Origin of the sequence: uncultured Frigoribacterium sp., from assembly GCF_963515265.1 — a bacterium.
Lineage (GTDB): Bacteria > Actinomycetota > Actinomycetes > Actinomycetales > Microbacteriaceae > Frigoribacterium.
In genome coordinates this window covers 1-11,636 of record NZ_CAUPYL010000069.1, presented here as the reverse complement: position 1 = coordinate 11,636, position 11,636 = coordinate 1, and the positions used below count along the sequence as shown (strand labels likewise).

Genomic DNA, 11,636 nt, shown 5'->3' with positions numbered 1-11,636 from the left:
AGCTCACCCGGCTCGGCCGTGCCGAGGTCGAGCAGGTCGGCGGCGAGGTCGTCGACGGGACCGTGACGCGGCTGGAGCGGACCGACGGCGACCCCGCCGACGCCTCGGCCCGTGCCGGTGCGTCGGCCACGGGGGCGAGCGCAGGAGACGCCTCCTCCTTCACCGTCTCGCTCACGACGCCGGGCGGCGGCGAGCGCGTCGTCCGGGCCCGACGCGTCGTCGTGACGACCGGCCTCACGGACGAGCTGCCCGACGTCGACGGGCTCGCCGACCGCTGGGGCCGCGACGTCGTGCACTGCCCGTACTGCCACGGCTGGGAGATCCGCGACCAGGTGATCGGCGTGCTCGGCACGACCCCGTTCGCCGTGCACCAGGCGATGATGTTCCGGCAGTGGAGCGACCGCGTGACGCTCTTCGTGCACGAGGCGCCCGAGCCGTCCGACGACGAGTGGGAGCGGCTGGCGGCCCGCGGCGTGCAGGTCGTGACGGGTCGCGTCCGGTCGCTGCGGGTCGAGGGCGATGCACTGACCGGCGTCGTCGTCGACGGGGCACCGGTCGTGCCGGTCGACGCACTCGCCGTCGCCGCCGCGGTGCGCCCGAACGCCGACCTGCTCGAGCCGCTCGGCCTCGTGCACGAGCCGCACCCGATGGGGCTGGGGACCGTGATCGCGTCCGACCCGCTGACCGGCGCGACGACCGTGCCCGGGCTGCACCTGGCTGGCAACGTCGCCGACGCGCGGATGCAGGTGGTCACGGCCGCCGCCTCCGGCGTGGGGGTCGCCGCCGCCGTCAACATGAGCCTCATCACCGAGGACACCGATCTCGCCGTGGCCGAGCGGCGCCGTCCGTTCGGGGTCCGCGCCGAGGCGGAGAACACGACCAGGGTGCTCGGCGACCGCCGGCACGGACTCGAGCACGCACGAGAGGGAGCACGACGATGACGGACTCGACCGGGCAGCACGCACACGGGCAGCACGTGCACGGCGACGGGCAGCCCGCCTCGGAGGAGTGGGGCCGCGACTACTGGGAGGACCGCTACTCGGCCCCCGGCCTGCAGTGGAGCGGGCGCCCGAACCCCGTCCTCGTCGACGAGGTGTCGGACCTCACGCCGGGTCGGGTGCTCGACGTGGGCAGCGGCGAGGGCGGCGACGCGATCTGGCTCGCCGGCCGCGGCTGGCAGGTGACCGCGGTCGACATCGCGCAGGCCGCGCTCGACAAGGCGGCGGCCCGTGCGGCCGAGGTCGACGAGGAGGCGGCGGCCCGGATCACCTGGGAGCAGCACGACCTCGCCGACTGGGCTCCCGCACCGGGGTCGGTCGACCTCGTGTCGTCGCAGTTCATGCACCTCGCCGACCCGGTGCGCGCGGCGCTGTTCCGGTCGCTGGCGGCGGCGGTGGCGCCCGGCGGGACCCTGCTCGTCGTCGGCCACGACCTGTCCGACCTCGCTGCGGGGGCCGGGCGGCACGGCAAGGAGGAGCTGATGTTCACGATCGACGACGTGCTCGCGGCCGTCCCCGACGACGGCTGGACCGTCGAGGTGGCGGAGTCGCGTGCGCGGCAGGTCCCCGCGACGGACGGCGGGACCACCACGGTGCGCGACGTGGTCGTCAAGGCGACCCGCGCCTCCTAGTCCGCGTCCGCGTGGCGTCCGGGGTCAGCGGCGGCGGCGCAGGCGGTCGAGCACGACGCGGCGGTCGCGCCAGGCGCCCGTCGACCAGAGCGCGACGAACACGAGCAGCGGCTGGAACGGGAGGCGCAGCCAGCGCTTGGCGTCGGTGTCGAGGCCGAAGGCGCTCGTCCGGGTCACGAGCTGCGAGATGTTGCCCGGGAAGATCGCGACGAAGAACGCCGCCACCACGAGGCCGACGGCCACGCGCCACCGGCCGAGCGCGATGAGCGAGCTGCCGAGCGCGATCTCGACGACGCCCGACGCGAGCACGACCGCGTCGTCGTCGATCGGCAGCCACTCGGGCACCTGCGCCTGGAAGTCGTCCCGGGCGAAGCTGAGGTGGCTGGCGCCGGCGAAGACGAGGACGGCTCCCAGCAGGAGGCGGGCGACGGTCCGCGGGACGGACGTGGGACGGGCTGTAGTGCGCTTCGACATCGGACCATCCTCCTCCTGCCGGGGACGCCGAGTGGTCGGTTCCGGTCGTTCCGTGCTGCACGGATGACCAGAACTGACCACTCGGCGGCGAGGTCGGGGCCGGGGCCCGGGCCGCCCCTAGCCGAGCGCGGTGAGCCGCAGCCGCATCGACCGCGCGGACGGCCGCAGCACGTGCGGCGCCGACACGTCGGGCCCACAGGCCCGCGAGCCGAGCCCGTTCTGCGCCGCGTCGAGCCACAGGTAGGTGTGGTCGGGCTCGGGCAGCTCGTGCGGGTGGCGGGCGGCGTCGACCTGCTGCGCGGTGTGGCGGCGCAGCGTGAAGCCGGGCAGGCGGCCGATCTCGTCGCCGACGGCGTCGACCCGCAGCCAGTCACAGCCGTCGGCGCTGGCCAGGTCGAGGCTCCGCAGGTCGCTGCGGTGGCCGCTCTCCTGCGGGCGCGCGTAGTCGACGACGAGGTCGTCGACGGCCGCCGTGTAGCGGCCGACGATCGCGGCCCGGCGGCTGTCCGGGTACGACTCGTGCGGCCCGGTGCCGAACCACGACGCGGTGGCGACGTCGGTCGGCAGGTCGAGGCGCACGCCGACCCGCGGCCAGGAGGTGTCCCAGCCGGCCGTCGGCACGAGGTCGAGGGCCAGCCAGAGCTCGCCGTCCTCGAGCGACCAGCGCTCGTCGACGGTCACGGCCTGGCGGGCGTCGGCGGCGGCCCAGCGGGTGCGGACGTGCACCTGCGAGTCCGTCGCCGTGACCTGCTCGACGCGGGGCGTCATCCGGTCGAGCCCGAGCCGCAGCCAGGTCGTCTCGGCGCTCGGCAGCTCTGCCAGCAGGTAATGGTCGGCGCGGTGCCGGTCGCGCATCACGTCGACGTCGCGGTCGCGCGGCACCCAGCCGCGCCCCTGGTCGTTGTCGGTCGGCGCACGCCAGAGCTCGAGTCGCGGCCCGTCGACGGGACGACCGGCCAGCGACACGAGACGGCCGTCCACGAACGACGCCGGCCCCAGGTCGAGCCGACCCGAGGAGGCGCCCGCGAGCCTGTCGCCGGCCGCACCGGGCACGCCCGGTCGCAGCGTCGACGGCGCACGCCGGACCGCCACGGCAGGCGTGAGGTCGAGCTGGGCCGTCGCGATCACGTGTCCCGCGGGCGCCCACTCGGCGTCGGCCGCGGTCACGACCCGCACCGTCGCCCAGGTCTCGCCCGAGGTCGCGACCGGCAGGCCGGGGACGGCCAGGACGACCGACTCCCCCGCGGCGAGGGCGTCGTCGCCGACGCCGGCGACGGGGAGGTCGGCGACCATCGCCTCCTCGCCGTCGTGCTCGACCGTGAGCCGGATCACCACGTCGGAGGCGTCGGCCGAGTGCCGCAGGTTGGCCACCGTGACGAGCGCGACCGCGCCGTCGTCGCCGTCGCCTCCGTCGTCGGAGTCCTCGGCGTCGGCCAGGCCGGCGACCTCCCCCGCGGCCAGCGTCACGCGGATCGGGGAAACGACCTGCGCCCACTCGTACAGGCCGGGCGACGGGGTGTCGTCGCTGAGGACCATCCCGTCCATCACGAAGTTCGAGTCGTGCACGACCTCGCCGAAGTCGCCGCCGTAGGCGAAGAACTCGGTGCCGTCGGCGGTGCGGTGCCGCAGGCCGTGGTCGCGCCACTCCCAGACGAAGCCGCCGTGCAGCCGCGGGAACTCGTCGACCAGCGCCTCGTACTCGTCGATGGCGCCCGGGCCGTTGCCCATGGCGTGCACGTACTCGCAGAGCAGGAAGGGCTTCGAGCGCTGGCGCGCCGCCTCGGCGGGCGTGCAGCCGAGCAGCCGCACCGACTCGTCGCCGCTGCCGATCGCGCGCGTCTCGTCGACGAACGAGTACATCCGCGAGTACACGTCCGTGTAGGCGCCGGTGTAGTCGCCCTCGTAGTGCACGGGGCGACCGGTGTCGCGGGCGTGCGTCCACGCGGCCATCGCCGCGAGGTTCCGGCCCGTGCCGGCCTCGTTGCCGAGCGACCACATCACGATCGACGGGTGGTTCTTGTCGCGCTCGACGGTGCGGACCATGCGGTCGACGTAGGCGTCGTGCCAGGCGGCGTCGTCGCTGGGGTTCTCGGTCCAGGCGTCGCGCTCGAAGCCGTGCGTCTCGAGATCGCACTCGAGCACGACCCAGAAGCCGAGCTCGTCCGCCAGGTCGAGGAGGCGCGGGTGCGGCGGGTAGTGCGACGTGCGGATCGCGTTCACGTTGAACCGCTTCATCTGCAGCAGGTCGCGTCGCGCCCACTCCTCGTCGAAGACGCGGCCGCGGTCGGGGTGGGTCTCGTGCCGGTTGACGCCGTGGAACACGACGCGGCGGCCGTTGACGGTGAACAGGTCGCCGTCGATCCGCACGGTGCGGAAGCCGAGCCGGAGGCTGACGACCTCGGTGCCGAGCGCGCTCGACACGGTGGCGTCGTAGAGCCGAGGCGTCTCGGCCGACCAGGGCTCGACGCCCCCCGCCAACTCGACGGGCGCGACGTCGGCAGCCGTGGCCCAGGTCACGTCGACGCCGAGCTCAGGCACCGCGAGGGTGACGGGGAAGGCGTCGGGGCCGGCCGTGACCTCGGGGACGATCGTCGCGCCTCCTGCGGCCTCGCCCGCCGTGCCGTGCCAGGAGGTGCGCAGCCAGACGTCGTCGAGGCCGCCGACCGGGCGGGCCTGCAGCGTGACGCTGCGGAAGATGCCGGGGAGCCACCACTGGTCCTGGTCCTCGACGTAGCTCGAGGCGGACCACTGGTGCACGCGCACCGCGATGACGTTCTCGCCGGGGCGCACGGCGTCGGTGACGTCGAGCTCCTGCGCGAGGCGGCTGCCGACGCCGACTCCGACGTGCACGCCGTTGACCCAGACCGCGTAGCGCGACTCGACGCCGTCGAAGCGGAGCAGCACACGCTCGGCTCCGTCGAACGAGGCCGGCAGGTCGAAGCGGCGGCGGTGGTCGCCGGTCGGGTTCGCGTCGGGCACGAAGGGCGGCTCGGTCGGGAACGGGAACTGCACGTTCGTGTAGATCGGGGCGCCCCGCTCGCCGTCGCCGGTCAGCACCCAGTGCGACGGCACGGCGATCGACTGCCACGACGAGTCGTCGAGGTCGGGGTCGCCCACGCCGTCGACGGGCTCGCCCTCGGGCAGCACGCCGCGGCCCCCGGGGGTTCCGGGCGCGCCGTGCAGCAGGCGGAACGCCCACTGGCCGTCGAGCGACAGGGTCGGCGCGTCGGTGTGCAGCCACGACCGGGCGGGGCTGCGACGGCCCGTGCCGGGACCGGTGTCGGCGAGGTAGTCGCCGGGTGCCGGTGCGGCCGAGCGCGGCGACGCGGAGGTCTCCGAGCTGGTGACCGAGGAGACGATGGACGAGGAGGCGGGGGTCGTCACTTGACGGATCCTTCCGTGAGGCCGCCGCGCCAGAAGCGCTGGAGGACGACCATGGCGATGACCAGCGGGATGATCGACAGCAGCACGCCGCCGGTCGTCAGCTGGTAGAACTCGGGCAGCCGGTCGGTCTGGCTGAGCCAGTTGTTGAGGCCGAGCGTGACGGGGAACTTGTCGACGTCGCTCAGCATCACCAGCGGCAGGAAGTAGTTGTTCCAGATGCCGACGAGCTGGAACAGGAACACCGTGACGAGCGCGGGCGTGAGGATGCGCAGCCCCAGGGTGTGGAAGATGCGCAGCTCGCTCGCGCCGTCGAGGCGGGCGGCCTCCATCAGCGACGTGTCGACCGTGGCCTGGGCGTAGATGCGGCAGAGGAACAGGCCGAACGGCGACACCAGCGACGGCAGCAGGACGCTCCAGTACGTGTTGGCGAGGCCCATCTGGCTGAACAGCAGGAACAGCGGCAGCGCCGTCGCGGTGCCGGGCACCAGCACGCCGCCGAGGATCGTGCCGAAGACGGCGTTGCGCCCGCGGAACTCGTACTTGGCGAGGGCGTAGCCGCCGGCCGCGGCGAAGTACGTCGCGATCAGGGCGCCGACCCCGGCGTAGAGCACCGAGTTGCCGAGCCAGCGGAGGAAGATCCCGTCGCCGTAGGTGAGCACCTGGCCGAGGTTGTCCCAGAGCGCGAAGGTCGGCGCGAACCAGAAGCCGAAGGTGCCGAACAGGTCGCCGGTGGTCTTCGTCGCGGCGACCACGACCCAGTAGACCGGGATGAGGAAGTACAGCGCGACGACGACCAGCACGGCCGTGACGATGATGGTGGAGGCGCGGCTGCGGCCCGCGGACCGGTCCGGCCCGGACTCCCGGGAGCGGCGGGCGGCGGAACGACCGTCGCTGCGCCTCCGGCCCTGACCGGCCGTGACGATGGACTCGGTGTCGGTGGGCTGCTCGGCGATCGAGGCGCTCGTCGCAGCGCCCGAGGTGCGGGGGCTCATGCGGACTTCCTGTTCGTGATGGTGAGGAACACGATCGAGAGCGTGAAGGCGACGAGCGCGATCAGCACCGACTGCGCCGCGGCGACGTTGTAGTCGTTGTAGGCGAACGCCGTCGTGTAGGCGCTGAGGTTCGGCGTGTACTGGCTGTCGATGGCCGGTGCGACCCGCTGCAGCACCTGGGCCTCGGCGAAGAGCTGCAGGGTGCCGATGATCGAGAACACGGCGGTGAGCAGCAGGGCCGGGCGGATCAGCGGCAGCTGGATGCTCGTCGCGACCCGCAGGGCCGACGCCCCGTCGACCTTGGCGGCCTCGTACAGCTCGACCGGGATCGACTTCAGCTGCGCGATGATGATCAGCATGTTGTAGCCGGTGTAGCTCCACGTGACGATGTTCGCGATCGACCAGAGCACCGTGTTCGCGCCGAGGAAGTCGGGCGAGACGCCGAAGACCTCGGCCACGTCGATGATCGGGCTGAGGCCCGGCACGTAGAGGAACGACCAGAGGATGGTCGCGATGACGCCGGGAACGCCGTACGGCAGGAAGTACGCGGCACGGAAGACGCCCGGCCACTTGGCCGAGGCCGACTCGAGCAGCAGCGCGAGCACCGTGCAGAGGATCAGCATGACCGGCACCTGGACGATGCCGAACAGGAACATCCGGCCGATGGACGCGACGAAGTTCGGGTCGCCGATCACCTGGGCGTAGTTGTCGAAGCCGGCGAACTCGGTGACGACCCCGGCCTCGCCGAAGAGACCGCCGCGGGTCACCTTCGTGAAGCTCGACACGAGCGCCATGAGGATCGGGACGATGAAGGTGAGCAGGAACAACGCGAGGAACGGGAAGAGCAGCACCCAGGGGGCGCGTTTGACCGCGCCAGACGACGCGCTCTTCCTGCGGGTGGCGTCGCCGCCTCCGTCGCGACCCCGGCCGGGTGCCGTGGCGCGCGTGGCCGCCGCGGTCTCGGGACGCGTCTCCATCCCGGCGCTCATGCGCTCGCCTTGCGGATCGAGAGGCCCTTGGCCTGCATCACCGAGATGATGTCCTTCTCGGCCTGCGCGACGGCGTCGACGAGCGTGCCGCCCGAGGCCTTGCCGCGGAAGCCGTCGCTGAGGATGTTGAACGACTGCTGCGTGACGGGCCACCAGCTCCAGTCCTGGTTCTGGCTGGACTCCTTCGTGGCGGGCACGAACACCTCCTGGTTGTAGTTCTGGCCGCTGAAGAAGGCGCTCGGCTTCTCACGGAGCGTGCCGACCACGTCCACAGCCGGCGACCAGCCGATGCCGCAGAACTCGATCAGGGCGTTGACGCCCTCGGGCGTGGTCGTCATCCAGACGGCGAACTCGAGCGCCTCCTGCGGGTGCTGGCTGTTCGCGAGGATCGCGGCGGTCGAGCCGCCGAGGAAGCTCGAGGCGTAGCCCGAGTCCCAGGTCGGCAGGGGCGCGACCTTCCACTTGCCCTCGGCGCCGCTGACGCCCTCGATCAGCGCGTCGCCCCACGAGCCGGTCGCGACAGAGGCGATCTTCCCGTCCGCCGCGGCCGAGAACCAGGCCGGCGTGTAGGCGCCGTAGGCGGTGGTGACGATGCCGTCGTCGATCGCCTCGTCGAAGAAGGCGGCGACCTTGAGGGTCGCCTCGTCGGTCATGTCGATGACCCAGCCGTCCTCCTCCGCGGTGAACCAGGAGGCGCCGGCCTGCGTCGCGTACGCGGCGAACGGCGAGGCGTCGGCGAGGGGGAACGAGTCCATCAGCACGCCCGCGCCCTTGAGCTCGGCGCCGACGGCCGCCCACTCGTCCCAGGTGGCGGGCACGGCCGCGCCGACCTGGTCGAGGACGCCGGGCTGGTAGAACATGCCCATCGGGCCGCTGTCCTGCGGCACGGCGTAGATGCCGCCCGTGTAGCTCACCTGGTTCCAGAGCGTGGGGTCGTAGAGCTCCTCGTACCTCTCCGCGCCGTAGCGCTTCAGGTCGACGACGCCGTTGGCGAGCAGGAACTCGGGCAGCGAGCGCAGCTCGACCTGGGCGATGTCGGGCCCGGCCCCCGCCGCGAGCGCCGAGTACAGCTTCTGGTACCCGCCCGCGTTGCCGCCGGGGATGAACACGGTCTCGACGTGCACGCGGTCCTGGCTCTTGTTGTAGAGGTCGGTCACCTGGTCGAGGCCCTTGAGCCAGGCCCAGTACTCGAGGCGGACCTTGCCGGCGGCCGGCGGGATGGTCGGCAGGGTGTTGACCGAGGTCGTGCCGGGCGTGGCGCAGCCGGCGAGGACGGCGGCGGACGCGCCGAGGCCGAGGCTCAAGAGCTGCCGACGACTGAGAGGACTCATCAGGACTCACTTCGTTGTGGACGGGACGAGACCGACCGTAACACGGTTTTTCGAGTGGTCGCTCGAATTTGAGACGGCGATCGTCACCGAGGAGGCGCGGGTCGTCGTAGGCTCCCGGTCATGACCGAAGGCGCCCCCGTGACGACCCGTGGCCGCGGCGCCCGCGGCGGCCGACGCGGCCCGTACGCGAAGTCCGCCGAGCGGCGGTCCGCCATCGTCGAGGCGGCGTTCGAGGTGTTCACGGCGCACGGCTACCAGGGCGGGTCGCTGCAGCGCGTCGCCGACCGGGTGGGCATGAGCCAGACGAGCCTGCTGCACTACTTCCCGTCGAAGAGCGACCTGCTGCTCGAGGTGCTGCGGCGTCGCGACCAGATGTCGAGCGGCGAGTTCGTGCGTGGCGAGGGCGTGCAGCTCGCGGGCGACGTCGAGCGCCAGGCGCGGTACAACGAGGGCGTGCCCGGGCTGATCGGGCTCTACACGGTCCTCTCAGGCGAGGCCGTGACCGAGGGCAACCCGGGCCGCGAGTACGTCACGCAGCGGCTCGCCGACCTGCGCCGGGACTACGCGGCGGACTTCCGCGCGCTGGCCGAGGTCGGCCGGCTGCGCGACGGCGTCGACCCCGACCGGGCGGCCGCCGGGCTCGTCGGGCTGTGGGACGGCGTGCAGCTGCAGTGGCTGCTCGCCCCGGACGAGGTCGACGTGCCGCGGCTGCTGCGCGACTACCTCGACCTCGTGATCCTGCCGGCCGCAGCCGACGACGGGACCGAGCCCGCGCCTCCTCCGTCCTGAACGGCCTGGCGGGCCCGACGCGTCGGGGTCACTCGGGGAGCGCGGCCTGCCCCTCGCGCTCGTCTCCGGCGACGCCGGCCCGGAGGCCCTCGCCGCGGAAGAACGCGGGGCGCAGCCGGGCGTTGACCAGCATCACCACGACGCCGCCCACCAGGATGGTCACGCCGAGCAGGAACACGAGGCCGACCCCGCCGATCTGCGAGCCGCTGCCGTAGTCCGGGTCCATGCTGTCGATCAGCGTCGTGACGAAGAGCACGGCGAGGATGAGCCCGCCGACGCCGGGAGCGACGATCTGGAAGAACAGGTTGCGAGCGCCGGTGCGCCACTGGTGCCGGAAGTACCAGACGCACGCGAAGGCCGTCAGCCCGTAGTAGAAGCAGATCATCATGCCGAGGGTCGTGATGGTGTCCCAGAGGACGTCCTCGCTGATGAAGCGCATCACCGCGTAGAAGACGCTGGCGACGACGGCGGAGGCGAGGGTCGCGTACCCGGGGGTGAAGAAGCGCGGCGAGACGCGGGCGAACTTCGGCGACAGCGCGCCGTAGTGCCCCATGGCGAGCAGCGTGCGGGCCGGCGACACGAAGGTCGACTGCAGGGAGGCGGCGGAGCTGCTCAGCACCGCCAGCGACATGAGGATCGCGAGCGGCCCGAGCACAGGCCCCGCGAGCGCCGAGAACGCGTTGCCCTGGATGTCGGGGTTGCCGAGCCCGACCCCCTCGTCGCCGAGGCCCGCGAAGGTCATGGAGGCGAGCGAGACGAGCAGGTACACCAGCACGATGATGACGACGGTGAGGGTGGCGGCCCGGCCGGGCGTCGTCCGCGAGCCGCTCGTCTCCTCGGACATCGTCAGCGTGACGTCCCAGCCCCAGAAGATGAAGATCGACAGCGACAGCCCCGCGGCGAAGGCCGAGAAGGTCGGCACCGTCAGCGGGTTGAACCAGTCGAGCGAGATCGCCGTGGCGTCGAACGCCGAGCCGCCGCCCACCCGGACGAAGGCGACGATCGCGAAGCCGACCAGCACGAGCAGCTGGAACCCGACGAGCCAGTACTGCACCTTCTGGGTGGTCTGCATGTCGCGGTACGAGATGACGGTCGCCCCGGCCATGAAGGCCAGGCAGGTGACGACGTTGATGAGCGGGTTCGTCGCCAGGTCGGCGATCGACGGATCCGAGAACACCTGCCCGAGCAGCAGGTAGAAGAAGTCGACGGCGATGCCCGCGAGGTTGCTCAGCACCACGATCGTCGCCACCACCAGGCCCCAGCCGGCCATCCAGCCGACCCACGGGCCGAAGGCACGGACGCCCCAGGTGAACGAGGTGCCGCTGTCGGGCATCGCGCTGTTCAGCTCGCGGTAGCCGAACGCGACGAGCAACATCGGGATGAACCCGACGAGGAAGATCGCGGGCAGGTGCGTGCCGACCTGCGCGATGGTCGGGCCGAGCGCCCCGGTCAGCGTGTAGGCGGGCGCGATGCACGAGATGCCGATGACGACGGCGCCGATCAGGCCGACGCTGCCGGCGCTCAGGCCCTTCGACGACAGGGTCTGGTCGGCGGCGACGCCGGATTTCTTGAGGATGCTCACGGGGTGGTCCCTTCGGGGTGGGCGCCGCCCGGGGCGACGCCGGTCCAGGTCGTGCGGGCATCGTGGTCACGAGGAACCACCACGAGGGGGACGGGGACGCCGCGCACGATCTTCGCGGCGACGCTCCCGAGGAACAGACGGCGGGGCTGGGCCAGACGACTCGAGCCGACGAGGGCGAGCTCGTCGTCGCTCCAGGTGAGGGCGTCGATCGCGTCGGCGATCCTCGGGCCCGGAGCGATCTCGACCGTGACGTCGAGGTCGGCGGGGACGCCGTCGAGTGCGATGTCGCGCATCCGCTCCGCGTGCTCCCGTGCCTCGTCGTGCAGGGCGCGCTCGCGGTCGTCTCGGTCGCGGCGCTCGCCGTCCCCGACGGAGTCGAGCGGCACGAGCGAGACGAGCCTCAGCGGGACGCGCGCCGCCGCGGCCGTGGCCACCGCGGTGTCGACGACCGCGCGGGCGCCGGCC

The 11,636-nt window shown here is 72.6% G+C and carries 10 protein-coding genes; 3 read left to right on the top strand and 7 right to left on the bottom strand.

Annotation, left to right across the window (positions count from 1 at the left end; all coding sequences use genetic code 11):
• Both RWM17_RS07750 and RWM17_RS07745 read left to right on the top strand, forming a co-directional pair.
• The coding region (locus RWM17_RS07750) for an FAD-dependent oxidoreductase (RefSeq protein ID WP_314102502.1) at nucleotides 1–941 on the top strand (941 nt) is incomplete at its 5' end.
• A complete protein-coding gene (locus RWM17_RS07745; RefSeq protein ID WP_314102500.1) occupies nucleotides 938–1,630 on the top strand; it encodes a methyltransferase domain-containing protein in 693 nt (230 codons plus the stop codon). The genes RWM17_RS07750 and RWM17_RS07745, both read left to right, overlap by 4 nt.
• Before the next feature lie 24 nt (nucleotides 1,631–1,654).
• On the opposite strand, the gene RWM17_RS07740 is transcribed toward RWM17_RS07745, so the two are convergent.
• The 5 genes from RWM17_RS07740 to RWM17_RS07720 form a co-directional block, all read right to left on the bottom strand.
• A complete protein-coding gene (locus RWM17_RS07740; RefSeq protein ID WP_314102498.1) occupies nucleotides 1,655–2,104 on the bottom strand; it encodes a MauE/DoxX family redox-associated membrane protein in 450 nt (149 codons plus the stop codon).
• Between the two features lie 117 nt (nucleotides 2,105–2,221).
• On the bottom strand, nucleotides 2,222–5,341 hold the full coding sequence (locus RWM17_RS07735) for a glycoside hydrolase family 2 TIM barrel-domain containing protein (protein WP_399540282.1): 3,120 nt from the start codon (nucleotides 5,339–5,341) through the stop codon (nucleotides 2,222–2,224).
• A gap of 143 nt (nucleotides 5,342–5,484) precedes the next feature.
• Nucleotides 5,485–6,480, bottom strand: a complete 996-nt coding sequence (locus tag RWM17_RS07730; RefSeq protein ID WP_314102495.1) for a carbohydrate ABC transporter permease — start codon at nucleotides 6,478–6,480, stop codon at nucleotides 5,485–5,487.
• Nucleotides 6,477–7,469 carry a sugar ABC transporter permease gene (locus tag RWM17_RS07725; protein WP_314102494.1) on the bottom strand — a complete coding sequence of 331 codons (993 nt, stop codon included), beginning with the start codon at nucleotides 7,467–7,469 and terminating at the stop codon, nucleotides 6,477–6,479. The genes RWM17_RS07730 and RWM17_RS07725 overlap by 4 nt, the downstream gene beginning before the upstream one ends.
• Nucleotides 7,466–8,800: an extracellular solute-binding protein gene (locus RWM17_RS07720; protein ID WP_314102492.1), complete on the bottom strand. Its 1,335-nt coding sequence runs from the start codon at nucleotides 8,798–8,800 to the stop codon at nucleotides 7,466–7,468. Before RWM17_RS07720 ends, RWM17_RS07725 begins: the two co-directional genes overlap by 4 nt.
• 120 nt (nucleotides 8,801–8,920) lie before the next feature.
• On the opposite strand from RWM17_RS07720, the gene RWM17_RS07715 reads away from it, so the two are divergent.
• Nucleotides 8,921–9,589: a TetR/AcrR family transcriptional regulator gene (locus tag RWM17_RS07715; RefSeq protein WP_314102490.1), complete on the top strand. Its 669-nt coding sequence runs from the start codon at nucleotides 8,921–8,923 to the stop codon at nucleotides 9,587–9,589.
• A 28-nt stretch (nucleotides 9,590–9,617) separates the two neighbouring features.
• Here the strand turns inward: RWM17_RS07715 and RWM17_RS07710 are convergent, their stop codons facing one another.
• Both RWM17_RS07710 and RWM17_RS07705 read right to left on the bottom strand, forming a co-directional pair.
• Nucleotides 9,618–11,171, bottom strand: coding sequence for an APC family permease (locus RWM17_RS07710; RefSeq protein ID WP_314102488.1), 1,554 nt, complete (start codon nucleotides 11,169–11,171; stop codon nucleotides 9,618–9,620).
• A partial coding sequence (locus tag RWM17_RS07705; RefSeq protein ID WP_314102486.1) for a universal stress protein occupies nucleotides 11,168–11,636 on the bottom strand: 469 nt, incomplete at its 5' end. The genes RWM17_RS07705 and RWM17_RS07710, both read right to left, overlap by 4 nt.

Excerpts from the sequence above, each read along its gene's own strand:
- RWM17_RS07740 (WP_314102498.1), bottom strand. The coding sequence starts at position 2,104 with ATGTCGAAGCGCACTACAGCCCGTCCCACGTCCGTCCCGCGGACCGTC.
- RWM17_RS07730 (WP_314102495.1), bottom strand. The coding sequence starts at position 6,480 with ATGAGCCCCCGCACCTCGGGCGCTGCGACGAGCGCCTCGATCGCCGAG.
- RWM17_RS07745 (WP_314102500.1), top strand. The coding sequence starts at position 938 with ATGACGGACTCGACCGGGCAGCACGCACACGGGCAGCACGTGCACGGC.
- RWM17_RS07725 (WP_314102494.1), bottom strand. The coding sequence starts at position 7,469 with ATGAGCGCCGGGATGGAGACGCGTCCCGAGACCGCGGCGGCCACGCGC.
- RWM17_RS07720 (WP_314102492.1), bottom strand. The coding sequence starts at position 8,800 with ATGAGTCCTCTCAGTCGTCGGCAGCTCTTGAGCCTCGGCCTCGGCGCG.
- RWM17_RS07715 (WP_314102490.1), top strand. The coding sequence starts at position 8,921 with ATGACCGAAGGCGCCCCCGTGACGACCCGTGGCCGCGGCGCCCGCGGC.